Raw genomic sequence first — 24363 nt, 5'->3', positions numbered from 1 at the left:
CTCAGGCGGCGCGGCGCGAGGCCGACAGGGTCGAGAAGTAGACGTCCTCCAGGCCGCCCGAGACGGGCTCGAACCCTGGTCCCGGTTTGGCATCGGACAGCACGTGGATCACCGTACGCCCGGCGAACAGGCGCGTGGAGATGACCTCGTACTGGACCCGGTGTTCCGGCAGGTCGGCCTTGTCGATGGTCTTCTTCCACACCCGGCCCTGCATCTGACCGAGCAGTTCGGACGGCGCGCCTTCCAGGCGAATCTTGCCGTCGGCCAGCACCGCCATGCGCGGGCACAGATCAGCCACGTCCTCGACGATGTGAGTCGACAGGATGACCACCACGCTCTCGCCGATCTCGGCCAACAGGTTCAGGAAGCGGTTGCGCTCTTCCGGGTCCAGACCGGCGGTGGGCTCGTCGACGATGATCAGCCGGGGCTGGCCGATCAGAGCCTGGGCGATGCCGAACCGCTGGCGCATCCCGCCCGAGAAACCCGCCAGGGCCTTCTTGCGGACGGGCCACAGGTTGACCTGGTTCAGCAGGCTCTCGACGGTGGCCTTGCGATCCTTGCCGTCAGCAATGCCCTTCAGCACCGCCATATGGTCCAGCATGTCGTAGGCCGAGACGCGCGGATAGACGCCGAAGTCCTGGGGCAGATAGCCCAGGGTGCGGCGCAGCTCTTCGGGCTGTTTGATAACGTCGATCTCGCCGAAGGTCATCTCGCCCGACGTCGGCGTCTGCAAGGTCGCGATCGACCGCATCAGCGTCGACTTGCCCGCGCCGTTCGGCCCCAGCAGACCGAACATGCCCGTCGGCACCTCCAGGCTTACGTCGTCCAGGGCGCGCGTGCCGTTGGGATAGACGTGGACCAGATTCCGGATCGAAAGCATGAGAGCCCCCCGCATGCGATTCATGAACGCCTAGCCTGGGATCTGACGACCCAGGGGGTCAAGTTACGCTTCGGACAGATTGCGTCCAGCCGTCGCATGCCGGGAAACGAACAGTCGGCGCCACCGGGCGTTGGAGCAGTTGGAGGACAGCCGTGAAGCGCAAGCCGTTGGACAACCATGACATCGTCATCATCGGCGGCGGCACCGGCGGGCTTGAGCTTGCGGCGCGGCTCGGCCGCAGGCTGGGGCGGCGCGAAGGGCGGCGGCGCGTCACCCTGATCGACCGCTCGGTCTTTCACCTGTGGAAGCCCAGTCTGCACGAGGTCGCGGCCGGATCGCTGGATTCGCATCAGGAGGGGCTGTCCTATCCGCTGCTGAGCCGTCGCAATCATTTCCGCTTCGTGCTGGGCGACCTGATCGGCCTGGACGCCGAGGCGCGCGCGGTCACCCTGGCGGAGATCCGCGACGACGACGGCGAGGTGCTGGTCCCGCCGCGCACCCTCGGGTTTCAGACCCTGGTGCTGGCCACCGGCTCGGGCTCCAACCTGTTCGATACGCCCGGCGCGGCCGACCACGCCCACCTGCTGGAAGACGTCGCCGACGCCGAGGCCTTTCATCGCCGGCTGACCACCGCCCTGCTGGCCGCCGCCGTGTCGGACGAGCGCATCCTGCGCATCGCCATCGTCGGCGCGGGCGCCACGGGGGTCGAGCTGTCCACCGAACTGCTGGAGGGTCACGGCGAACTGGTCGCCGGCCTGTCGGGCGACCAGGCCTTCCAGATGAAGGTCACCATCGTCGAGGCGGCGCCGCGCATCCTGGGCGGTCTGCCGGAAAAGGTCGCCGCCAAGGCCGCCCGCGCCCTGACCGAGCGTGGCATCGACCTGATGACCGACGCGGAGGTTCAGCGCGTCACCGCTCAGGGGCTGGAGACCTCGCAAGGCGCTGTATCCGCCGACCTCGTCGTCTGGGCGGCCGGGGTGAAGGCGACGGACTTCAACGCCGAGCTTGGACTCGAAACCGGCAAGCTGAACCAGTTCGTCACCGACGACCGCCTGCGCACCTCGGCGCCGCACATCTATGCGCTCGGCGACTGCGCCCAGACGCCCGGCCCCGGTGGCAAGCCCGTGCCCGCCCGCGCCCAGGCCGCCAGCCAGCAGGCGCAGTATCTCAGCCGCGCCCTGCTCGACCCCGGCCTGGACAAGCCCTTCGTCTATCGTGACCGGGGCTCGCTGGTGTCGCTGGGCGACGACCAGGGCGTCGGCTCGCTGATGGGCGGGCTGGGCGGCTCGAACTTCCTGATCGAGGGCCTATTGGCCAAGTGGGCCTATATGGCGCTGCACCTGGACCACCACCGCTCGATCCTGGGCGTTCCCCGGACGGCGCTGCTGGCCCTGTCGCGCCTGCTGCACCGCCGCGTCTCGGGACGGCTGAAGCTGCACTAGTAGATCAGGTGTGGTCTGCGGGCCTCTTCCCACGCCCGCTCGTCGGGCACGGTCAGGGTGTCCAGATCACCCGGCGTGGCCTCTGCGTCGTCCACCCACTCGCGCAGGCCCGGCCCGCCGTTGATGGTGTCGATCGCCAGGCGGCCGAAGGCGTATTCATAGGGGAAGTCGCGCCACAGGTCGTAGTCGCCGTAAAGCCGCCGGATCGCCTTGAACCCCAGCGCCTGAACCCGCCACGGCTTGAAGGCCTTATGCTCGTACCAAGGCCCCTCGACATGGATCTGCACGCCCGAGCACAGCTGGCCGACGTGTTTGTGGAAGGTCGGCTGGAACCACATGTCGCGCAAGACGCAGCCGCCCAGCCAGTCGGGCGCCAGCGCCTGCATCTCAGCGATCACCGCCCGCGCATCGATGTCGGGTGCCCCGAACAGCTCCAGCGGGCGGGTCGTGCCGCGCCCCTCCGACAGCGTGGCACCCTCGAGCATAACCGTCCCGGCATAGGCGCGCGCCATGCTGAGGTTCGGCGCATTGGGGCTGGGATTGACCCATTCCCGCCGGCCCAGCGGCCAGCCGAAGCCGGGCCCGGCCTCGGGGTCATAGCCCTGCATCTCGATAACGCGATAGTCCACGTCCAGGCCGAAGTGGTCGATGAACCAGCGGCCCAGCTCGCCCATGGTCAGGCCGTGCCGCATCGGCATGGGTCCGGCGCCGACGAAGCTTTTGAACCCCGGCTTCAGCGTCAGCCCCTCGACCGGCCGCCCGGCCGGATTGGGTCGGTCCAGCACCCACACCGTCTTGCCGTGCTTGGCCGCCGCCTCAAGCACGTACAGCAGCGTCGTGACATAGGTGTATATGCGGCACCCCAGGTCCTGCAGATCGACCAGCAGGACGTCGAACTCGCCCATCCACTCGTCGCGCGGGCGGCGCACGTCGCCATACAGGCTGAACACCGGAAAGCCGTGGACCGGATCGCGATAGTCCGGGCTCTCCATCATGTTGTCCTGCAGATCGCCCTTCATTCCGTGCTGCGGGCCGAAGGCGGCGGTCAGGGTGATCTCCGGGCAGGCCGCCAGCGCATCCACCGCATGGGTCAAGTCCGCCGTGACCGAGGCCGGATGGGCCAGCAGCGCCACGCGCCGCCCGGCCAGCGGCGCCCGCAGCGCCGGATCGGACAACAGACGATCGAGGCCGAACTTCATGGCAGCTCCAGCGCGAAGGACTCAGGATGGTGGAAGTCCGGCTTATCCGACGGATGGGCCAGCGCCCAATAGCTGATCGCCCCGTCCCACCGCTCGATCACCGCGCACAGCCCGATCGGCCCCGTCGCCTCGGGCGGCAGTTTCACATCGGCCGTCAGCACCGCCCGCCCCGGCGCCTGACGCACGACGGTGAACGGCGCCGGCGCCTCGACCGCTCGCATCCCGTCCCGATAGCCGTCAAATTTGTAGAGCGCCCACGCCCCCGATGGCGACAGGTTCGCCTCGGCATAGCCGGCGCCCGCCCCCACGAACGCTTCGAAACAGGTCGTCCGCCACAGCCCGTCGGTGCGAACACGCGCAGCCCTCTGCGGCCAGCGCACCGTCTCTACCGGTCCCCCGACCGCATACTCCAGGCTCAGCATCCGCCCCGCCCGACGCACCTCGACCTCCAGCGTCAGTCCGCCGACTTCGGCCGTGCTCGGGTGCGGAATAAGGGCAAGACGCATACCCTCCGACTAGCGCATGCGCGGGGGCTGTCAAAACCATTGGCCGTGGCGCGCCCGGCAGGACTCGAACCTGCAACCGTCCGCTTAGAAGGCGGATGCTCTATCCGGTTGAGCTACGGGCGCCCTGGCGGTGGCAGTCAGGGCTCAGTGCGTCCAGGACTGCTTGCGGTTGGGGGCGAAGTTGTCGGCGTAGGCCTTGATGATGACCGGCGGTTCTTGCGGCTCGTGCAGTCGGAACGGGATGCCGTGGCGCTCGGCATAGGCCACCGCCTCCTCTGCCGTGTCGAAGGTCAGGCGGACCTGGCCGTTCATGTCTGACGAGCTGGTCCAGCCCATCAACGGGTCGATGGTCCGGGCCGACGCCGGTTCGAACTCCAGCCGCCAGGCCAGGCTCTTGGCCTTGCCCGACTGCATCGCCGTCTTGGCCGGTCTGTAGATGCGGGCGAGCATGGCGGCTCCTGCGAGCATGGGGTTCCAAAACGAGGCCGGTGAATAGCCCTTGGCGCGGCCGGGGTCTAGCGGCGGAACACCCCGACGAGTTCGACGTGGGTCGACCAGACGAACTGATCGATGGGCGTGACAGTCTCGAGAAGGAATCCGGCGTCGACCAGAATGCGGGCGTCGCGTGCGAAACTGGTCGGATTGCACGAGACGCCGACCACCACGCCGGCCTTGGCGTCCGCGATTTGGCGTGCCTGCTCCAGCGCCCCGGCGCGCGGCGGATCGAACACCACCGCCTCACACCCCTTGAGGTCAAAGGGCGACAGGGGGCGGCGGAACAGGTCGCGCGCCTGGGCCTCTATGGTGCGCAGGCCCGAGCCCGTTCCGATGCCGGCCTTCAGGGCGGCGATGGCGGCGCCGGACGAATCGGCGGCGATGACCTTGGCCTGCTCGGCCAGGGGGAAGGTGAAGGTCCCCGCCCCGCAGAACAGGTCGGCCACGAGCTTGGCGCCCTTGGTCGCCGCCATGGTCCGCTCGACCATCACCGCCTCCGCCTGGGGCGAGGCCTGCAGGAAACCGCCGGGCGGCAGGGGTACGCTGGCCCGGCCGAAGGTGACGCGCGGCTGACGCGCCATCATCCGCACCTCGCCGTCCAGGCTGAGGCGCGCCAGATCGGCGGCTGCGGCCTCGGCGATGGCCCGCGCCGCCGCGTCGCCGCTGGGGCCGCCAGACTTCTTCTCCACCCCGGTGATGTCCACGTCCACACCCGTGTCGGTCAGGGTGACATGCAGGGTCGGGGCCGACTTGGGGTGGCTCAGGAAAGGGTCTGCCACCCGCGCCAGAGCCGGCAGCAGCGCGGTCAGACGCGGATCGGACACGGGGCAGTCCGTAATCTCCACCAGCCGCCAGGACTTGCGCGCCTTGAAGCCGAGCAGCACCCGCCCCTTGGGACCGCGTCGGGCGTGCAGAGCCAGCCTCCGCCGCGTCGCGGGCGGCGTGGCCACGGTCGCCTCGACCTTGGCCTCCAGCCCCTCGCGGCGCAAGGTCTCGACCACCAGGCTGCGCTTCCAAGCCAGATAGGGCTCTTCGGCCCAGTGCTGCAGCGGCGCGACCCCGCATTCGGCATAGGCTTCGGAATGCACCGGCCGCCGATCCGCGCTGGGCTCGATGATCTGAATGTCGGTCAGCCGACGATCCTCGCCCAGCAGGCCACGCACCGTCTCGCCCGGCAGGGTGCCGGGCGCGAACACCGGCCCGTCGACGGCGTCGGCGATTCCGTCGCCCTGGTGGCCCATGCGGTCGATCGTGAAGGTGGCGGTCATGGCGGCTCTTTAGGGCCAAAGCCGCGCGATGCGAAACATGAACGAAGATGAACGGCCCGCTCAAAACCTGTTCAGCTTCGGAGGCCTATTCCTCGATGCAACAGATGGGGGCCGGAACCGTTCTGCGGCCAGGTCTGGAAAGGAATTTGAACAGATGTCTTTCATCGCCAACCTGCCCCGCAACGCCGCCGTCGCCGCCGCCGCGCTCGCCGCCTTGGCCGCCGCCGCTCCCGCCTCGGCGCAGTCCTACGGCTACAGCCAACCTTACGGCTACGGGTCGTCCTACGGTTCGTCCAGCTACGGATACGGCGACCCGTGCGTGCGTGAACGCGACGGCCGCACAGGCGCCGGCGCTGTGATCGGCGGCGTGCTTGGCGCCGTCGCCGGTTCGCAAGTGGCGGCCCGCGGTCGTCGCACCGAAGGCAGCGTCCTGGGCGGCGTGCTCGGCGCCGTTGTTGGCGGCAGCGTCGGCCGCAACAACAGTTCCGCCTACTGCGACACCCGCGCCTACGACAATCGCGCCGGCGACTATGACTACTACGGTCAGAACTACGGCTACGACCGGTACGAAGACCGTGCCTACAGCCCGCCGCCTGTGCGCTACGAAGAGCGGCGCTATGACGGCTATGACGATCGTTACGCCGGGGTCACCGGCTACCCCTCGGGCGGCTGGCAAGATCAGTCCGGCTGCCGCTTGGCCGAAAGCCGCATCCGCCTTCCCGACGGCCGGACAGACACCCGCTACGTGCGGACCTGCCCGGACCAGTACGGCCGCTATCGCGTCGTCGATTAATTATCAGCCCCCCTGTCGATCGACGATGTGACGGGAGCCGCCGGTGGAGAAATCCTCCGGCGGTTTCTCTTTTTTTGGTCGCTATGCTCGGCTCGCGGAGCCTCGCGGCTTGAGCGACGGCTGGGTGTCGGCCGCTATGCTCGGCTCGGGGAGCCTCGCGGCTTTGGCAGTGTCAGGCTTCAACCCGATCCCACGGCCCGGTGATGGCGAAGGTCAGGCCCGGGTGCTGGAAGTTCACGAACAGCGTCGAACCGTCCGGTGAGAAGCAAGCCCCGGCGAACTCGGAGTTGGCCCCCGTGGCGTTGCGCGCCAGCGTATAGACGCGGCCGTCCGGCGACACACCCTTCAGGTGATTGCGGATTTCGTCGGAGTAGTTGTCCTCACACACGATCAGATGCCCCCAGGGTGCGACGGTCAGGTTGTCGCCCATGTTCATGACCTTTTCGTCGGCGCTTTCGACAAACAGCTGAAGCCGCCCCGGCGCCTCGGGCTCGCGATCCGTGCCTTCGTGCGCCGACGGCTGATAGCGAAGGATCTGTCCCCGCTTGATCGGACCGCCCGAGGTGGCGGTCAGATAGAGTTCGCCGTCACCCCAATCCACGCCCTCGCCGCGCGCCACGATGGCCGCGCCCGACGCTCGGCCGCGCGAACGCAGGTCGTCGTTGGGGCTGTCGATCTCGTCCAGGTCGATCCATTCGACCTCTCGCCAGTCACCGACGTCCCAGAGCCGGGTTTGGTGGTTGGTCGTATCCGCGCCGGGCGCGCCGCGAAGCGCCAGGGCCTGAAGCCTGCCGCCTTTCAGCAATTTGCCTCGAACCGCCGGGATGAAACGGTAGAACAGGCCGTCGGCCTTGTCCTCGGTCAGATAGGCGATCCCGGTCGCCGGGTCGAAACAGACGGCCTCGTGATCGAACCGCCCCATGGCCTTGATAGGCTGGGGGTCGACCAGGCCCGTCTCGCGCGCCGGGACCTCGAAGACATAGCCATGGTTCTGGGCGACATTGGCGGTGCCCGGCCGCTCCTCGGTCTCCTCGCAGCTCAGCCAACTGCCCCAGGGCGTCACCCCGCCCGCGCAGTTGGTGCTGGTGCCCACCAGGCTCAAATGTTGGCGCACCGTCTGACCCGTCTCCAGATCGTAGACGATGGTGGTCGTCCCGCCGGGCACGATCTGACCGGCCCTGGTGCGGCCATAGGCCTTTGCGGGGTCCAGCCGCCGCAGGCGCCCGGCGTCGTCCGACCAGGCCGTGCGGTTCCAGTGACTGGACGACGACGGCTTCAGCTCGTGATTGCGCACGAGGGCGACACGCGCGCCCTCCAGCGGAAAGCAGCCCATCCCGTCGAACTGACCGGGCACCAGGAAGCCGTCGTCCATCACCTGGCCCAGACTCGAGATCACGCGGTAGGAGAAGCCGTCCGGCAGATCCAGAACGCCCGCCGGGTCGGGTCTCAGCGGGCCGTAGCCCGCAACCTCGTTCAGATAGGTCTCGCCGCCCATCGCCTGGGCCATCGCCCGGCGCCCCAAGCCGCCAAACGCCAGGGTCGCGGCGCCGGCGGTCAGAAGGCTGCGTCGATCCATGCGCATGGCGGTCTCACGGCTGTTCAGGTTGGCGGCTTGTCCGACAAGGCGGTGATCCGGATGCGACAGGGATGTGAGGCTTTTGCGAACCTTGGAGCCGCCGCCGCAAGCCGCTAAGAGGCCGCCATGACGGACGCATCCCTCCCCCTCTCCGAACGCATCGCCCTGGTCGTCGGCGCCTCGCGCGGCATTGGCCGCGAAAGCGCGCTGGCCCTGGCCCGAGCCGGCGCCCACGTCGTCGCGGTCGCCCGCACCCAGGGCGCGCTGGAAGAGCTGGACGACGAGATCTTCGCCACCACCGGCAAGCACGCGACGCTGATCCCCTTCGATCTGGTGGACGGCGGCGGCATCGATCGGCTGGGCGGCGCCCTGTTCGAGCGGTTCGGCCGGCTCGACATCTGGGTCCAGGCCGCGGCCACCATGGGCGCCGAGGGCCTGACGCCGGTCAGCCACGCCGATCCGCGCGGCTTCGCCAAGATCGAGAAGATCAACCTGACCAGCGTCTACCGCCTGATCCGTTCTCTGGAGCCCCTGCTCAAAGCCTCGGAAGCGGCGCGCGTCATTCATCTAACCACCAGCCTGACGTCGGTTCCCCGCGCCTTCTGGGGGCCCTATGCGGCGACCAAGGCCGGCGCCGAGACGCTGATGAAGTGCTGGGCCGACGAAACCGAGTCCATGCCCATCCGCGTGTCGATCGTCGATCCGGGCCGGATGCGGACCCAGCTCCGCGCCCAGGCCTATCCCGGCGAAGATCCCGAGACCCTGCCCCATCCCTCGGAAATCGGCCCCCTGGTGGTCGAGCTGGCGCGCGCCGACCGCGAGCCGCCGTTGACGATCCGCTTTTCGGAATGGCGGACCGCCCAAAGCTGACGTCTACAGCGCTGCAGCGCCTAACACACCTGCCGCGATCACCACGGCAGGTATGGTCATGGCGCTGCGCCACGCCCAGACCGCCGCCAGAGAGGCCAGGAACACCATCGCCAGGACGACGCGCGCCGAAGGCTCGCCGATCCACAGGCTCCAGCCCAGTTGAACGACCGTCGCCGCGATCAGGCCGGCGACGCCGGCGAACACCCCGTCCAGGAATGCGTGCAGTCGGGCGTTATCCACGACGGCTTCCAGTCGATCATAGAAGATCATCGAGAAGGCGAAGGCCGGCAGGAACACGCCCGCCGTCATCGCCAATCCGCCCCAAGGTCCGCCCGCCGCATAGCCGACGAAGGTGGCGAAGATGATCAGCGGTGCGGGAATCACCTGCGCGAGGGCGACGCTGTCCAGGAACTGCCCGTCTGACAGCCAACCGCCTCGCTCGGCGTCTCCGCGAAGAACAGGGATGGCTGTGTAGGCTCCGCCAAAGGTCAGAAGTCCGACCTTCAGCCCGCTCAGGAACAGCAGGCCGAGCGCTTCCGAACCCGGCCTTGTGACAGCCTCGACCAGCGCTCTGGCGTGTCCACCGGCGGCCCCGTCACGCCAGGCCAGGGCAAGGCCGACCGCGCCCGCAGCCATCATGAGCCCAAGGCCGGCGCGTAGTCGGCCGCTTTGCGTCAGCGCCCAGGCGGCGCCGGCGGCGGGCAGCACCAGCCAGAAGCTCACCCCCCCCAGCGTCAACCCCAGGGCGACGACCGCAAGGAGCGCCAGCCCCAAGCGGTTCAGGACATGTCCCGCGATCTTCCAGCCTGCCCGAACGATCACCGCGAGTACGGCCGCCTGGACCGCCAAAAGCGCCGAGGCGACGCCCTGAATGTCCAGTGCAATCGCGAAATAGAACCAGGCTAGGCCCATCATGAGCGCGAAGCCGGGCGCCATGAAGCCCAGGCCGGCCACCAAACCGCCCCACCGCCCGCGCGCCCGAATGCCCATGTGCACGCAAAGTTCGTGCGCCTCGGGGCCCGGCAGGACCTGCATCACCGCCAGCAGGCGGTCGAAGCGGTCCGGAGGCATCCAGGCTTCGCGCTCGATCAGCCGTCTTCGGACGAGCGCGATCTGCGCCACCGGTCCGCCGAAGCCCAGCAAGCCGAACGATAGAAACAGCAGGAAAAGCCGAGCCAGGCTGATGGAAGGCCTGCGGTCGCCGTCTTCGGCGAGGGCGTCTGACGTGACCATCGTCCCCGCGCCTCCCGATCAGCGCTTGGCGCCGCCCTTCTGGCCGGTGCGGATGCGGCCTGAGCGTGACACCTGGCGGGCGCCGCCGCGGGCGCCCTTCTGGACCGCGATGCTGGACCCGGCCTTCTTGGACGAAGAGGCCTTCACGCCGCTGACGATCTTGGGCTGGTGCTTGCGAGTCTTCTTCTGCTCCAGCGCCTTGCCCGGCAGGTTCGACAGCTTCTCGGCCTTCTGCACCTTGCGCGGCGCAGTCTTGGCGGCGCCCTTGTAGCGTTCTGGCCCCGACTTGGCGCCGCCCTCGGCGTAGGGGTTGGCCGAGCCTGACTTGACGGTCAGCCGCATCGGCGTCCCGGGCAGATCGAAGCTCTCGCGCAGGCTGTTGATCAGATAGCGCTTGTAGTGCTCCGGCATGTCCGAGGCGCGGCTGGCCATCAGGACGAAGGTCGGCGGACGGGCCTTGGTCTGAGCCATGTATTTCGGCTTCACGCGCTTGCCGTCCACGGCGGGCGGCGGGTGGCGCTGAGTGGCCATGGCCAGCCAGGTGTTCAGGTCCTTGGTCTTCACCTTCACGGACCAGGTCGCATACGCCTTCAGGATCGCCGGCATCAGCCGGTCCACGCCGCGACCGCTATGCGACGACAGGGCGACGAAGGGCGAGCCCTTCAGCTGCGGCAGCTTGTGTTCGGCCAGGGACTTGAGCTCGGCCATGCGGGCCTGGGGCTCTTCTTCCAGGTCCCATTTGGAGGCGACATAAACCAGCGCCCGACCCTCGCGCTCGACCAGGTCGGCCAGCTGCAGGTCCTGGGTGTCGAAGGCGTCGTCCTTGTCCATGACCAGGACCACGACCTCGGCGAAGGTGATGGCGCGGATGGTGTCGGCGACCGACAGCTTCTCCAGCTTCTCGTTGACGCGGGCCTTGCGGCGCATGCCGGCGGTGTCGACCAGACGGATGGCCTGGCCCTCGTATTCCCAGTCGACCGAGATGGAGTCGCGCGTGATGCCGGCTTCGGGGCCGGTCAGCATGCGGTCGTCGCCGATCAGGCGGTTGACCAGGGTCGACTTGCCGGCATTGGGGCGGCCGATGATGGCGATGCGGATCGGCTTGTCGGGCGCATCGACCTCTTCGACGAAGATGTCGGCCGAGGCCGCGACTATGGCGGCGTACAGGTCGGCCATGCCCTCGCCGTGCTCGGCCGAGATGGCCACGGGCTCGCCGAAGCCCAGGGCGTGCGCCTCGCCCACGCCGCCGCCCGATTCGCGGCTCTCCGACTTGTTGGCCAGCAGAACGATGGGCTTGTGTTGAACCTTGCGCAGCCGCTCGGCGAAGATGCGGTCCAGCGAGGTCACGCCCTCGCGCGCATCCATCATGAATAGAATAAGTTCGGCGTCGTCCATGGCCGCCTCGGTCTGCTCGCGCATCCGGGCTTCAAGGCTTTCGTCGGTGACGTCCTCGTAGCCGGCGGTGTCGATCAGCGTCAGATCGAGATCGCCGATGTTGCCGTCGGCGTAGCGCCGGTCGCGAGTCACGCCCGGACGATCATCGACCAGCGCGAGGCGCTTGCCGACGAGACGATTGAACAGCGTCGACTTGCCCACGTTTGGGCGGCCGACAATGGCGACCTTCAATGCCATGATGTCAGCCTATAGACCCCTCAGCGCAGGCTGACGAGTTCACCCCGGTCGGTGAGGATGTACAGCGCGCCGTTATAGGCGGCCGGCGCGATGAAGGCGGCAGCGCCGAGACGCACACTGGCCTGCTGGGCGCCCGTCTTCGGATCGAAGGCCACGGCCTCTCCGTCCGAGTTGACCAGCACCAGGCGGTTGGACGCCAGGATAGGGCCTGACCATTCGGGGCGCACGGTGCGACGACCGAAACCGAGGAAGCCGCCCTCACGACGAACGCGCCCCTCATTCAGGTCGCGCGTCCAGTAGACCTGGCCCGAGGCGCGGTTGACCACGGTCAACTCACCATCCTTGGACACCACATACACGACGTCGCCGACAGGCAGCGGCGCATTCACGCCAGCGACCGGCAACGACCAGGCGGGATTGCCCGAGCGAAGGTCCATCGCCTGCATCACGCCCGAATGGCTGACGGCATAGACGACGCCTCGACTGATGACCGGACGGCCGGCCACATCGCGGATTTCCGACAGGGCGCTGGTCCGGCTGGTGCGTGACAGCACCTCCTCCCAGACCGGCTGACCGTTCAGGGCGCGCAGGGCGACCACCTGGCCCGACGAAAACGGCGCGATGACCGTCTCGCCCGAGACCGCCACGCTGGAGGCGCGCATGATCCGGGCTGGCTCGGCGATGCCGCGGTAAAGCCACTCCTGAGCGCCCGTCGATGCGTTGAAAGCGAACAGCTGGCTGTCGATGTCGCTCGCGAAGACACGCCCGCCGGCGAAGGTCGGGGCGCTGTGGATCGGCACGTCGACGCTTTGACGCCAAACCTCCGCGCCGGTGGCAGCGTCCAGCGCGGTCACCGTGCGATAACCCGAGGTGACGTAGACGCGGCCTGCGCCCACGGCCACGCCGCCGCCGAACCCTCCCGTCAGGCGGCTGGAGCCGCCCCGCGGTATCAGACCCAGCAGGCGGTCCCCCTGCTCCGAGCCATCGGGGAGGACGCTGGCCTTCCACAGAACCGCGCCGGTGTCCGCCGCAACGGCGGTGACGGTCGAATCGCCGTCCAGAACGAAGATGCGGTTGTCCGCCGCGACCGGCGGAGACATCACGCGACCCGGCCGGCGCGCGCCCTCCCCGATGTTTCTCCGCCAGGCCACCGCGAAATCGGGGGCGGCGATGACATGTTCGGTCAGATTTTCAGCAGTGCCGCCGGGCTGCGTCCAGGCAGTCACGGCCTGCGGCCCGGGCAGGAAGAAGTCGGCGCCCGACAGAGCGGCTGACGGCGCCAGCTGCTGTTCGAACTCCAGAATGGAGATGCGCTGACCCTCGCTTGCGGTCGCTTGCGGAGCGTCGGAGCCGCCGAGGCCGAACGGCAGGGCGCGACGCACCGTCCCGCACGAGGCGACGGTCAGGGCGACGCCGCACACCAGGGCGACTTTGAGCACGCGATTCATCGACGACATCCTGGAATGGTCACTTACGGGTTGGCCGGGGCCGGCGGAACGCCGGGGGCGTCGGCGGCGGGGGCTTGGGGAGCGGGCAGGCTTGCCTGGGCTGCGACGATGCCTGCCAGGGCCGAGGCCGTGCCGGAATCGATGGACTCGATGGCGGCCTGGGCGCGTTGCCGGACCTGCTCGGGCACGTCCTGACCCAGCTGCAGTTGAACCAGCGCGTCGCGGGCGGGCTGCATCTGACCGTGCTGGATCCGCGCCAGGGCCAGCGCCTCTTGCGCGAACGCCCGATACGGCCGGCCATCGCCGGCCAGCGGCGTCAGACGACCTTCGATGTCGGCCAGCGACGCATCGGTGTCCATCACGAGAAAGGCGGCCTTCAGGGCGGCTGCGTCGGCCATGATCGGGTCGCGCACGGCGTCGGCGGCCTGGTCGAACAAGGTCACCGCCTGAGCGGGCCGATTGTCGTTCAGCTCGATGCCGGCCTGCTGCATCAGAGCGAGGGCCCTATAGGCGCCGTTGCCCACGTCGGCGGCTTCCTCGAAGGCCGTGCGGGCGCTGGCGGCGTTGCCCTGCTCGAGCAGCTCGACACCGCGGTCATAGGCGGCCGAGGCCTTGTCGGCCTTGGACGTTTCCCAGCTTTGCCAGCCCCACCACGACAGGGCCGCGATCAGAGCGATAAGCAGGACGCCGCCGAAAACTGGCAGCCAGATCCGGGCCAGGCGCTTCAAGCGCTCGGAGCGAAGCTCCTCCTCGACCTGTTCGAAGACATCAACCACGGAAACGTCGCCCCAGAATCTCTATGGACGCCCGACGGGGCGCCAAAACCGGCCGGACCCTAGAAGGTCGCCTGCGTCCCCGCAACGCGGCGCTTAGGACGAAACCGGCTTTTTCGAGAAGTAGGTCTCGACTTCGGCAGGAAAACGGCGCGCCTTGACGTCTTCGGCGTAGCCGGCGACCGCGCGATCGATCTCTCCGCGCAGGTCAGCGTACTTGCGCACGAACTTGGGCGTCCAGTCGAACAGGCCCAGCATGTCGGGCGTGACCAGGATCTGCCCGTCGCACGCCGCCGAGGCGCCGATGCCGATGGTGGGCTTGTCGATCGTTTCGGTGATTTCGCGCGCCACGCCCTCGGCCGTGCCCTCGATGACGATGGCGAAGGCGCCGGCGTCGGCGGTCGCTTCGGCTTCGGCGATGACGCGCAGGCGCTCGTCGTCGGTGCGTCCTTTGGCTTTGAACGCCCCCTCGGTCAGCACGGCCTGAGGCCGCAGACCGACATGGCCCATCACTGGGATTCCGCGCTGGACGAGATAGGCGATGGTTTCGGGCACGGTCGGACCGCTTTCCAGCTTCACCGCCTGGGCGCCCGTCTCCTTCATGACCCGCGCGCAGTTGTCGTAGGCGACCTCCTTGCCGCCCTCGTAGCTGCCGAACGGCATGTCAACGACGACCATGGCGCGCTTAGAGCCGCGCATGACGGCCTGGCCGTGCAGGATCATCATCTCCAGAGTCACGCCGACGGTGTTCGGCAGGCCGTGAACGACCATGCCCACGCTGTCGCCGACCAGCAGCAGGTCGCAGTGATCGTCCAGCAGCGCCGCCGTCGGCGCGTCATAGGCGGTCAGGCAGACGACGGGCGCCTTGCCTTTGCGGGCCGTGATGTCGGGTGCGGCCAGACGGCGGACCGTCTCGGGCTTCTGGCTGGACATTCAGGTCTCCTGGGACAGCTTCACCACGCCGGCGGCCAACAGCGCCAGAATGGCGCCGGCCGTGATCCAGAATAGCTGCATTCCGCCCATGGACCCAAGCGACAGCTGGGAAAGACCGTACTGATCCAGGCTCGCCTGCACGCCCATGCTGGCCTGTTCCAGCCCGCGCGTCATCGTCGCGTCGCCAATCAGTCGGTCGGCGCTTGAGAAAGAAATGTTGCCGACCGTTTCGCGCAGCGCCAACACCCCGCCGACCAACCCCGCTCCACCCAGGACCAGGGCGCGGACGCCCGAGCCCCGCGCCAGCCGCTTCTCCAGATGGGCGGCGAACAGATCGGCGTCGGCCATCGGCGCCTGTCGCGCGAACAGCTTCTCGATCATGGGATCAAACTCGTCAGACGACATGAGCGACCCTCCCGACGAGCTCCGGCTGGAGCCGCGCGCGAAGTTTATCCAGACCACGCTTGACATGAGATTTCACAGTGCCCAGCGGCAAATTCATGGCCGCCGCGATTTCGGGATGAGACAGACCGGCGCCGTGACACAGGGACACGCACAGCCGCTCCGCCTCGCTCAGGGATTTCAGCGCCTCGTCGAGGTCCATCAGACCCGGCGTGTCGACGACAGGCGCAGCCTCTTCCGACGCGTTTTCTTCGACGTACCGCGCTTCCTTGGCGCGTCGCTTCAAATAGAGCCGAGCCGCGATCCGCTTGACCCATCCCGAAAACGTACCCTCGCCGCGATATTCGGCGCAGCGCTGAAACGCTACGACGAAGGCGTCCTGGGCCACGTCGTCGGCCAGCGACGGGTCGGCGCCCATGCGGCGCAACAGACCCCGCACCGCCGAGCCGTGACGTCGCGCCAGTTCGCCGAACTCGCGCCGGCCGCCGGCGGCGGCCTGGGCCGCCAGCTCCACGTCGTGCATATCCCGATAGGATACGGCCATGACGGTTCTCCCCGCCGCCCCGGCTCAGTCCTTGTTCTTGTTGAAGAAGCTCAGGACGATGAAGGCGAGGCCGATGGTGGCGGGGATGCAGGCGACGCCCAGCAGGCTGCTGTCGAAGTTGTTGCCGCTCCAGTCGCTGCCGCCGACGTCGCTGACCACGCTGAACGCCGCCAGGCCGATGCCGACCGCCAGCCAAATCACGCCGCGGCGAATGTCGCGGCTGCGCGACGGCAGGCTCTTGGTCACGTCGCGGCTCATGGCCTCGATCACCTCGGGCGGCAGCGGCTGGCCCTTCTCTATGGCGCGGCGCACCGTCTCCTGCGTTTCCTTGCGCTCCTGAGTCTTGAGATAGGTCGGCCCGACGATGATGGCGGTGATCGTGCCGAAGACGGCCAGGATGGCGATGATCGGAATGAAGTCTTCCATGTGAGTTTCCCTTGAACCCTTAGGCCAGCCTGATGCGGCGGCCTTCTGATCACAAGAGGGCCCCGCGACGGCGAACGGATGCGAAATCGGGCATGAAACTTTCGTAAGGCGGCTGAAACCGGTTACATCCGCTGGTGACAAGGAGCTTCGCGATGCTGAACCGCCGCACCCTTCTGACCGCCGGCGCCGCCCTGCCCCTGGTGGGCTGCGCCACCACGGCGCCGCGTGGAGCCCGAGACGTCAGGGTGCTCAGCTTCAACATCTGGCATGACATGGAGGACTGGGCCGCGCGTCGGCTGCTGTTGATCCAGGCGGTGCGAGACGCCGAGGCGGACGTCATCGGCCTGCAGGAGGTTCTGGAAGACGCGGCCAAGGGACTGCCGAACCAGGCCGAGACCCTGGCCCAGGCGCTGAATGCAGCGGGCCTGGGCGAGTACAGCGTCGTCTTCTCCTCCACCGACGCCGAAGGCGCGCCGCGCCGCTATGGCAACGCCCTTCTCAGCCGTCTGCCGATCCTGTCGCATGACATGAAGCGGCTGGCCCCTCTGGACGATTCGCGCACCGCCCTGCGCGCAGTGATCGAGGTGGGCCAGCGACGGCTTACCGTGGTCAACACCCACTTCCACCACACCCCCGAGGGAGGCGCGATCCGCGCGACCCAGGCTGCGGACCTGCTGTCCTGGATTCCCCAAGACGGCGCGCCGCTGATCGTCATGGGAGATTTCAATGCGCCGCTCTCCGACGCCGGCTTGGCCTCATTCGCCCCGCCGCGCTTCATCAGCGCCCTGCCCGACGGCGCGGTCGAGACGACGCTGAACCCGGCCAAGGGCCACGACCACAGGGTCATCGATCACATCTTCGTCGAGCCCGAAGCGTTCGTGGTGCGCGGCGCGCGCCTGATCGGCGATCGACCGACAAACGGCGAATATCCGTCCGACCACTTCGGCGTGGTCGCCGACCTCAGCTTGCGATGAAGGCGGCGTAGGCGTCGGGCTTGAAGCCGATCAGGCTGTCGCGCCCATCACGCTCCAACACCGGTCGTTTGATCATGGACGGCTGCTCCAGCATCAGCGCGATCGCCTTGTCGGCGTCCAGCCCCTGACGAGCCTCGTCCGACAGCTTTCGAAACGTCGTACCGGCCTGGTTCAGCACCCTTTCCCAGCCGTGAGCTGCGATCCAGCGCTCCAGCATCGCCCTTTCGACGCCCTGCTTCTTGTAATCGTGGAACACATAGGCCGCGCCCTCCTGGTCCAGCCAGACCCGAGCCTTTTTCACAGTGTCGCAATTGGGAATGCCGAAAAGCACGAAGGTCATCCGATCTCCTTGGTTAAATATTCGAAGGCGCGCGGCCTGCAGGCGATGACATAGTCGAAGCCGGCCCGCAGCCCGTCCTGCGCGGCGCACAGCCTGACGCCTTGTTCACGCAGCCGTTCGGCGTCTGCAGCCAGGGCCGAGGCCAGTTCGCGGTTCTGCAGCTTGGGAAGCCGGCGCAGCGCCATGTCCAGCTGCCCATGAACCCATTTCTCACGATAACGATTCGGGAAGCGGCGCGCGTCCGTGACGGTGAACCCGGCGTCCGTCAGCGACGCCTGAACCCATTCGGCCGGATACTCTCTGTAGGGCGTCTCGTCGGCGAGCAGCAGGCAGGCGTCGCGCAGGCGACCGACCTCGCGCACCAGACGGGCTGCATCGGTCTGGGCCGGTCCGACGACGTAGGGATCGAGACCGACGACATACAGGACCCCGCCGACATGCGGCGCCAGCCGCCGGAACAGATCGCGCTGGAAATAGGGCGCAAAGCCTTCGACGGCGCCCACCAGATAGTCGGCCAGCACGGTGTCGAACACCTGTCCCTTCAGCAAGGCAGGATTGACCCAGTTGTCGACCAGCAGCGAACGCCTCGGCGCCTCAAGGGCCTCGCCCGCCCGATCGCGGACCTGCTTAGCATGACCGGCTGCACCCGTCACCCCCGTCCAGCTGTCCGTTTTAAGGCCCAGGCCCCAGAGGGCGGAGTTCACCCCGGTCCCCGCATCCAGAAAGGCGCCCCAGGGGCGCTCCCCCTGCAGGGTCTCGATGTGGGTGAACAGGCTGGATGTCATGGAGTCTCCGTAGCGCATAGCGCCGCAGCCCCCGGATGCGGCGGCCCGACGCAGGACGCCGGCGGGTTGATCGTTGATATGATATAACATATCAGTCGCGTAAGTCATCACTTCGGGGACACCATGATCAACAAGACCGCCCTCTTCGCCGCCGCCAGCGCCCTTGCCTTGTCGGGCGCCGCCCAGGCTGAGGTCCTTCCGCGCCAGGCCGGCCAGGCCGGGCCTGTGGCCCAGGTCGCGGACGTCGTGGTGACGGCCGATCCCCTCGGCCGATCGCGCGACGACGTAGTGTCCAATGTTGTCCTGGTCTCGGGCGACGACCTCGTGCATCGCCGCCAGGCCACTCTCGGTGAAACGCTCAGCGGCGTTCCCGGCGTCAACTCCGACACCTTCGGCGCCGGCGCCAGCCGCCCGGTGATCCGCGGTCAGACGGCCCCGCGCGTCAAGGTACTGAGCGACGGTGCCGCCCTGATCGACGCCTCGGAGGTTTCGCCGGACCACGCCGTCTCCGGCGAGCCCCTGCTGCTGGAGGGCATCGAGATCCTGCGCGGACCGTCCGCCCTGCTGTATGGCGGCGGCGCCATCGGCGGCGCGGTCAATCTGATCGACCGCAAGGTGCCGACCGCGATCCCTGGCGATGGCGGCGACGGCGTCGCCGAGGTCCGGCTGGGCACGGCGGATGACGAGCGCGCCGGGGTCGTGGGCGCCACGGTCGGGGCAGGCAACTTCGCGCTGCGGATCGAGGCGGCGGCGCGTCGCACCGACGACTATCGCCTGCCCTTCTACACCCCGCCCCGGCACGACGAGGACGAGGGTCACGACCACGATCATGCCCACGAGGAAGACGAGGGCTTCAACCGTCTGGCCGGTTCGTTCAACCGCACGCGAACGGCGACTCTGGGCGCCTCGTGGATCGGCTCGCGCGGCTATCTCGGCGCGGCCTTCACCGAACAGCAGAGCCGCTATGGACTGCCGGGTCACAGCCACGAGTATGAATCCTGCCACCCCCACGGCTCCAGCCTGCACTGCGGCGGACACGATCACGGCGAGGACGACCACGATCACGACCATGATCATGGCGAGGAAGGCCACGTTCCGGTCGTCGATCTGATCAGCCGGCGCGTCGACCTGCGCGGCGAACTGCGCAATCCCTTCGCCGGGGTCGAGCGCGTCCGCTTCCGCGGCGGCTACACCGACTATCGCCATGACGAGATCGACGACGGCGAAGTCTCGACCACCTTCACCAACAAGGGCCACGACCTGCGTCTGGAGGTGCAACACGCCCCGATCGGGGGCCTGCGCGGCGTCATCGGCGTGCAGTCGTCGGACACCGACTTCGCCGCCGTGGGCGCTGAATCCTTCATTCCGCCCAGCAACACCAAGTCGTCGGCGATCTTCCTGCTTGAAGAGTATGTCATGGGCGACTGGCGCTTCGAGGGCGCCCTGCGCCAGGAGTGGCAGGAGACAAGCGCTCTCGGCCGGCCCGATGTCGAGCACAAGCCCTTCTCCGCCTCGCTGGGCGCCAACTGGGCCTTCACGCCGGGCTATGCGGCGACCTTTAACGTGGCCCGATCGCAGCGGGCCCCGCACGTCCAGGAACTCTACGCCCACGGCGTCCACCTGGCGACGAACACCTTCGAACTCGGCACGGCGACGCTGGGAGAAGAAACCGCCGTGTCGCTGGAGATCGGCCTGCGCAAGACCGAAGGGCCGCTCACCTTCTCGGCCAGCGCCTACCGTTACGCCTATGACGGCTACATCTACGCCCAGACCCTGGACCAGTTCGAAGATTTCCGCCTGATCCGCTATGCGCAGGAGGACGCCACCTTCACCGGCGTCGAGGGTGACATCCGCTACGCCTTCAGCCCGAACCTGTCGGCCAGCGTCTTCGGCGACTACGTCCGGGCCAGCCTGGACGAAGGCGGCGCCCTGCCCCGCATTCCGGCCGCACGCCTGGGCGCACGCACTGACCTGTTCCAGGGTCCCTGGTCCGGCAGCCTGGAGTACATCCGCGTCTTCGAGCAGGACCGTATCGCCGACTTCGAGCGCGAGACCCCGGGCTACAACATGGTCAACGCGACGGTCGCCTATGACTTCGACATCGGCGGCTTCCGCAACCAGGTCTTCGTGCGCGGCTCCAATCTGCTGGACGAGACGGCGTTGAACCACGCCTCCTTCATCTCCACCCTCGCCCCCATGCGCGGCCGCAATGTCGTGCTGGGCCTGCGCACCCGGTTCTGAGCCGTTGGGGGCGTCCACACAAGGCGCCCCGCCCGCCGTCGGCCTGAGACGAAGGTCTGCAGGGCGCGGTCCAGCCGCCACGAGCGGCGCCCAAGCCGTGCGGCCGACGCCCGCGGCGGCTGACCGAACCGATTTCTCTTACGCTATGCGGAGCCCGTCGCATCCAAGGGCGTCACAATGTACCACGAAGAGGCTCGCCCCATGTCCGTCAACCGCTCCGCCGCCCTCGGCGACAGCCTGGCCCTCGGGCTGTCCGGGCTCTGTCTGATTCACTGCCTGGCCCTGCCGCTGGCGGCGTCTCTGCTGCCGCTCGCCGGCGCTTGGGCTGAGGCCGAGTGGGTGCACTGGCTGTTCATCGCCGGGGCCGCGCCCGTCTCAGCCTTCACCTTCGCACGCGTCCTCCCCCGCTCGCCCTGGCTGATCGGCCTAGCGGTCGCGGGCCTGGCACTGCTGACAGCCGGTGCAGCAGAGTTCCCCAACCACGAGGCCGAGACCGCTGTCACGGTCTTGGGAAGCCTCCTGCTCGCGGCCGCCCACCTCGCCAACTGGCGGCAACGCCGGACATGTGCCTAAGCGGGTACGCGCCCAAGGCTCCGAGCGGCTTCTTCACGCCAACAGCGGACATCGAAATTTGCGGGGTAGGCCGGTTTCACCCCCGCGCAGGTGGCGACAGCCTAGGCCCCGAGACTGAAGATCAGCATCGTCGCAAGTGCGATGCCCAGGCCGCCAATGAGGCTTGTGGTCAATCCGGTCCCGCAGGACCGGGACCTTCCGCTCAGCGCGAGACTGATCGAAAGGGCGTAGAGACCGACCGTGAAGCCCAACGCCATGAACGCTCGTGCAGTGACGGCCGCGCCAATCCCAATGGACGCAGGCGCGTTCGGATGAAGCAGGCGACGCCCGAAGAGCCAGCAGCGGACGTTGATTATTTGCCTGCAGTCAGACATTCGGCCGCCGCTTCGCGGCTGAAGTCCACATCCAAGCGAGGCCGTTCGAAAACAGCTCTGGGTCAGCCGTTCAAGACAAGGCTTCCCGACTGGTTTCACTCAAGCACACTGCGGGAGCATCATTGCTCGTCAAACTGATGTCTGCCAGCGAAATACGCAGCGGCTCCGCCGATCTCAGCGAGAACGGCGTTTCCACGGCGGATACGCCCGCGGCGTCGCCATCGAAGCAGGCCAGACGCAGACGCAGGTGACGCCACTGACCGACCGCCGCGTCGGCCAGCAGCGGCGCGATGTCGTGGTGCTCCGCGCCGAAGCCCAGATCGATCGGGCCTCGCGCAGCCTCGTCCAGGCGGACCGACAGGGCCAGCACCATGTCGCCGTTGCGCTGGCGCGACAGGTCGACGGCCGGTCCGAAGATGACCGCCTCTCCGGGGCCGGAGAAGCTCAGGGCCATCGCGCTTTCCTGGGCCGTCCCGTCGGTCGAGCGCACGCTGACGGCGCCGCGCGGGCTGGAGCCGCCCAGCACCTGTCCGACCCGCGTGTCGCCGCCGCCGTCGCGCAGCAGCAGCGACCACGGCGCCTGGACGCGGCCGTCGGCGAAATATCGGTCCAGATTGCTCCGCGTGATCTCGACGCCCGGGTCTTCGCCGAGGGCGGCGACGGCGGCCGGCCTGGAGTAGCTGAGCCCATAGCCATAGGCGAACTGCGGATCGTAGCCGGGATCGCCCACGTTCAGCACATCCTGAGCGGCCGTCTTGGGCCAGGAAAAGGATAGCCGGCCGGTGAAATCATGACGGGTCGCACCGTCCCTGCCCGCCACAAGCACGTCCGCGACGCCCGCGCCTTCCGTGCCCGGCAGCCAGGCGGCGACGAAGGCGTCCGAGGCGTTGATCTCGGGATTGGTCCAGAGCGGCCGGCCGCTCAGGAAGACGGAGACCGTCGGGATGCCCTGAGCCTTCAAGCGCCGAAGCATCTCCAGCGGGCCTTCGGGCAGGAACTCCAGCGTCTGGATGTCGCCCTGGAACTCCGCATAGGGGGTTTCGCCAAACACGACGATGGCCACGTCCGGCTTCTGGGTGAACTCGCCCGACGCGCTCAGCTCGGCGGAGCCGCCGGCCTCTGACACTGCGTCGCGCAATCCGGCCCAGATCGACGTGCCGCCCGGGAAGTCGGCGTTGGTGGTGTCCGTGCCCTGCCAGGTGATGGTCCATCCGCCCGAGGCCTGGCCGATCGAGTCCGCCGCCTCCCCGGCCACCAAGACCCGCGCGCCCGGCCGGATCGGCAGCACCCCCTCGTTCTTTAGCAGCACCAGCGACTTGCGCACGGCTTCGCGGGCCAGTTCGCGGTGGTCAGCCGAGCCCAGCAGTTCGGCGCGTCCCTCATATGAGCGGTCGCGGTCGAACACCCCCAGCTTGGCCTTGACGCGCAGGATGCGGCGCACGGCGTCGTCCAGTCGGGCGGCCGGGATTTCGCCGGCGCGGGCCTGGGCCAGGGTGTTGTCGTACAGGCCGCGCCAGCTGTCGGGCGCCATGAACATGTCGAGGCCGGCGTTGATCGCCTGGGGGCAGCTCTCGTTGCTGCAGCCCGGAATCTGGCCGTGCGCGTTCCAGTCGCCCACCACGAAGCCGTCGAAGCCCATCCGCTCCTTGAGCACATCGGTCAGCAGCGAGCGATTTCCGGTGATCTTCACCCCGTTCCAGCTCGAGAAGGAGGCCATCACGGTCAGCACGCCCTCGTCGATGGCGGGCACATAACCCTGGGCGTGCACGCCGATCAGTTCGGCTTCGGAGATCACGGCGTCGCCCTGATCGACGCCGTCGGTCGTGCCGCCGTCGGCCAGGAAGTGTTTGGCGGAGCCGGCGATGCGGTCCGCCGCCAGCGGCCGACCGGCCTGCAACGCCCCCTGCAGACCCAGGGTCATCGGGCCGGCGTAGGCCTTCACGATCTCGGGGTCTTCGCCATAACCTTCGTAGGTCCGGCCCCAGCGGTCGTTGCGCGGGACGGCCAGGGTCGGCCCGAAGGTCCAGTCCGCGCCGGACGCCACCACCTCCAGCGCCGTGGCCTCGCCGATGCGCCGGATCAGATCGGGATCGCGGGCTGCGCCCAGGCCGATGTTGTGCGGAAACAGGGTGGCGCCGACAATGTTGTTATGGCCGTGCACGGCGTCGATGCCGAACATCAGCGGCACCGCCGCGCCCGGTCGAGCCTCTGCGGCCTGGCGGAAGGCGCGCGACAGCGCGACCCACTCCGCCAGCGGCGCGCGCTCATTGCCGCCGGGCGATGAGTTGCCGCCGGCCAGGATCGAACCGATGGGATAGGTCGCCAGGTCCTGGGGCGTGATCGAGGCGATGTCGGCCTGGATGATCTGGCCGACCTTCTCCTCCAGCGTCATGCGGGCGATCAGCGTGTCGATGAAGGCTTCGGTCTGGGCGTCCGTCAGGGCGTCGGGACTGGCGGCTTGCGGCCATAGCGAGGGCGTCGCACGCGCCTGGGCTGGCGTCTCTGCGGGTTCCGCCGCCGTCGCGCAGCCGCCGAGCGCGACGGTCAGGGCCAGGGCGGAGATGACGGCGGGGCGCTGCAGGAACATGCGGGGACCTCGGTACTGCAAAAAAACGGGCGACGCAGCGGATGCCGCGTCGCCCCCAGGCTCAGGAGC

General features: G+C 68.3%; 23 protein-coding genes and 1 tRNA gene. 6 read left to right on the top strand and 18 right to left on the bottom strand.

The annotated features are described in order from the left end of the window. Window position 1: 1 nt before the first annotated feature. Window positions 2-880 (bottom strand): ABC transporter ATP-binding protein, encoded by an 879-nt coding sequence (locus E4M01_RS08010; RefSeq protein ID WP_135067102.1) that lies wholly within the window; start codon window positions 878-880, stop codon window positions 2-4. A 152-nt stretch (window positions 881-1032) separates the two neighbouring features. Here E4M01_RS08010 and E4M01_RS08005 point away from each other — a divergent pair, with 152 nt between their 5' ends. Further along, window positions 1033-2322, top strand: coding sequence for an NAD(P)/FAD-dependent oxidoreductase (locus tag E4M01_RS08005; RefSeq protein ID WP_245158340.1), 1290 nt, complete (start codon window positions 1033-1035; stop codon window positions 2320-2322). On the opposite strand, the gene E4M01_RS08000 is transcribed toward E4M01_RS08005, so the two are convergent. From E4M01_RS08000 to E4M01_RS07980, 5 genes are all read right to left on the bottom strand, one after another. Further along, a complete protein-coding gene (locus E4M01_RS08000; protein WP_135067099.1) occupies window positions 2319-3521 on the bottom strand; it encodes an exo-beta-N-acetylmuramidase NamZ domain-containing protein in 1203 nt (400 codons plus the stop codon). The two genes, E4M01_RS08005 and E4M01_RS08000, sit on opposite strands and share 4 nt — an antisense overlap. Continuing rightward, entirely contained in the window at window positions 3518-4027 is a 510-nt protein-coding gene (locus E4M01_RS07995) for a DOMON-like domain-containing protein (protein ID WP_135067096.1), read from the bottom strand. Before E4M01_RS07995 ends, E4M01_RS08000 begins: the two co-directional genes overlap by 4 nt. Before the next feature lie 46 nt (window positions 4028-4073). Further along, a tRNA-Arg gene (locus tag E4M01_RS07990) sits at window positions 4074-4150 on the bottom strand. 21 nt (window positions 4151-4171) lie between these two features. After that, a complete protein-coding gene (locus E4M01_RS07985; RefSeq protein WP_135067093.1) occupies window positions 4172-4477 on the bottom strand; it encodes an ETC complex I subunit in 306 nt (101 codons plus the stop codon). A gap of 65 nt (window positions 4478-4542) precedes the next feature. Next, the gene (locus E4M01_RS07980) at window positions 4543-5790 is read right to left on the bottom strand and encodes a class I SAM-dependent RNA methyltransferase (protein WP_135067090.1); all 1248 of its coding nucleotides are present in this window, start codon (window positions 5788-5790) and stop codon (window positions 4543-4545) included. Window positions 5791-5944: 154 nt separating this feature from the next. On the opposite strand from E4M01_RS07980, the gene E4M01_RS07975 reads away from it, so the two are divergent. After that, window positions 5945-6583, top strand: coding sequence for a glycine zipper 2TM domain-containing protein (locus E4M01_RS07975; protein ID WP_135067087.1), 639 nt, complete (start codon window positions 5945-5947; stop codon window positions 6581-6583). Window positions 6584-6755: 172 nt separating this feature from the next. Here E4M01_RS07975 and E4M01_RS07970 read toward each other — a convergent pair whose 3' ends face one another. After that, a complete protein-coding gene (locus E4M01_RS07970; RefSeq protein ID WP_135067084.1) occupies window positions 6756-8165 on the bottom strand; it encodes an alkaline phosphatase PhoX in 1410 nt (469 codons plus the stop codon). Window positions 8166-8285: 120 nt separating this feature from the next. Here E4M01_RS07970 and E4M01_RS07965 point away from each other — a divergent pair, with 120 nt between their 5' ends. After that, window positions 8286-9029, top strand: coding sequence for an SDR family NAD(P)-dependent oxidoreductase (locus E4M01_RS07965; protein WP_135067081.1), 744 nt, complete (start codon window positions 8286-8288; stop codon window positions 9027-9029). 3 nt (window positions 9030-9032) lie between these two features. Here the strand turns inward: E4M01_RS07965 and chrA are convergent, their stop codons facing one another. From chrA to E4M01_RS07925, 8 genes are all read right to left on the bottom strand, one after another. Then, the gene (gene chrA, locus E4M01_RS07960) at window positions 9033-10262 is read right to left on the bottom strand and encodes a chromate efflux transporter (protein ID WP_245158339.1); all 1230 of its coding nucleotides are present in this window, start codon (window positions 10260-10262) and stop codon (window positions 9033-9035) included. 18 nt (window positions 10263-10280) lie between these two features. Continuing rightward, the gene (der, locus tag E4M01_RS07955) at window positions 10281-11894 is read right to left on the bottom strand and encodes a ribosome biogenesis GTPase Der (protein ID WP_135067078.1); all 1614 of its coding nucleotides are present in this window, start codon (window positions 11892-11894) and stop codon (window positions 10281-10283) included. Between the two features lie 20 nt (window positions 11895-11914). Beyond that, on the bottom strand, window positions 11915-13342 hold the full coding sequence (locus E4M01_RS07950) for a PQQ-binding-like beta-propeller repeat protein (protein ID WP_135067075.1): 1428 nt from the start codon (window positions 13340-13342) through the stop codon (window positions 11915-11917). 23 nt (window positions 13343-13365) lie between these two features. Continuing rightward, complete coding sequence (locus tag E4M01_RS07945) at window positions 13366-14118, bottom strand: tetratricopeptide repeat protein (RefSeq protein WP_135067072.1); 753 nt, start codon at window positions 14116-14118, stop codon at window positions 13366-13368. A gap of 93 nt (window positions 14119-14211) precedes the next feature. After that, window positions 14212-15048: a 3-methyl-2-oxobutanoate hydroxymethyltransferase gene (gene panB, locus E4M01_RS07940; RefSeq protein WP_135067069.1), complete on the bottom strand. Its 837-nt coding sequence runs from the start codon at window positions 15046-15048 to the stop codon at window positions 14212-14214. Continuing rightward, window positions 15049-15453, bottom strand: coding sequence for a hypothetical protein (locus E4M01_RS07935; protein ID WP_135067066.1), 405 nt, complete (start codon window positions 15451-15453; stop codon window positions 15049-15051). After that, the gene (locus tag E4M01_RS07930) at window positions 15443-15994 is read right to left on the bottom strand and encodes an RNA polymerase sigma factor (protein ID WP_135067063.1); all 552 of its coding nucleotides are present in this window, start codon (window positions 15992-15994) and stop codon (window positions 15443-15445) included. Before E4M01_RS07930 ends, E4M01_RS07935 begins: the two co-directional genes overlap by 11 nt. A 24-nt stretch (window positions 15995-16018) precedes the next feature. Then, window positions 16019-16420, bottom strand: a complete 402-nt coding sequence (locus tag E4M01_RS07925) for a DUF6249 domain-containing protein (RefSeq protein WP_135067060.1) — start codon at window positions 16418-16420, stop codon at window positions 16019-16021. A 152-nt stretch (window positions 16421-16572) separates the two neighbouring features. Here E4M01_RS07925 and E4M01_RS07920 point away from each other — a divergent pair, with 152 nt between their 5' ends. Then, window positions 16573-17394, top strand: coding sequence for an endonuclease/exonuclease/phosphatase family protein (locus E4M01_RS07920; protein WP_135067057.1), 822 nt, complete (start codon window positions 16573-16575; stop codon window positions 17392-17394). Here the strand turns inward: E4M01_RS07920 and E4M01_RS07915 are convergent. Both E4M01_RS07915 and E4M01_RS07910 read right to left on the bottom strand, forming a co-directional pair. After that, window positions 17381-17734: an ArsC family reductase gene (locus E4M01_RS07915; RefSeq protein WP_135067054.1), complete on the bottom strand. Its 354-nt coding sequence runs from the start codon at window positions 17732-17734 to the stop codon at window positions 17381-17383. The two genes, E4M01_RS07920 and E4M01_RS07915, sit on opposite strands and share 14 nt — an antisense overlap. Further along, window positions 17731-18519: a hypothetical protein gene (locus tag E4M01_RS07910; RefSeq protein WP_135067051.1), complete on the bottom strand. Its 789-nt coding sequence runs from the start codon at window positions 18517-18519 to the stop codon at window positions 17731-17733. Before E4M01_RS07910 ends, E4M01_RS07915 begins: the two co-directional genes overlap by 4 nt. A 123-nt stretch (window positions 18520-18642) precedes the next feature. Here E4M01_RS07910 and E4M01_RS07905 point away from each other — a divergent pair, with 123 nt between their 5' ends. Together E4M01_RS07905 and E4M01_RS07900 are read left to right on the top strand one after the other, a co-directional pair. After that, complete coding sequence (locus E4M01_RS07905) at window positions 18643-20760, top strand: TonB-dependent receptor domain-containing protein (RefSeq protein ID WP_135067048.1); 2118 nt, start codon at window positions 18643-18645, stop codon at window positions 20758-20760. 201 nt (window positions 20761-20961) lie between these two features. Next, window positions 20962-21333: a MerC domain-containing protein gene (locus tag E4M01_RS07900; protein WP_135067045.1), complete on the top strand. Its 372-nt coding sequence runs from the start codon at window positions 20962-20964 to the stop codon at window positions 21331-21333. Window positions 21334-21777: 444 nt separating this feature from the next. On the opposite strand, the gene E4M01_RS07895 is transcribed toward E4M01_RS07900, so the two are convergent. Beyond that, window positions 21778-24294, bottom strand: a complete 2517-nt coding sequence (locus tag E4M01_RS07895) for an exo 1,3/1,4-beta-D-glucan glucohydrolase (protein WP_135067042.1) — start codon at window positions 24292-24294, stop codon at window positions 21778-21780. Window positions 24295-24363 lie beyond the last annotated feature (69 nt).

Source organism: Brevundimonas sp. MF30-B, assembly GCF_004683885.1.
In the GTDB taxonomy this organism is placed as follows: domain Bacteria; phylum Pseudomonadota; class Alphaproteobacteria; order Caulobacterales; family Caulobacteraceae; genus Brevundimonas.
Note: the sequence above shows the minus strand (reverse complement) of the source record. Positions and strands in the feature narration are given on the sequence as shown.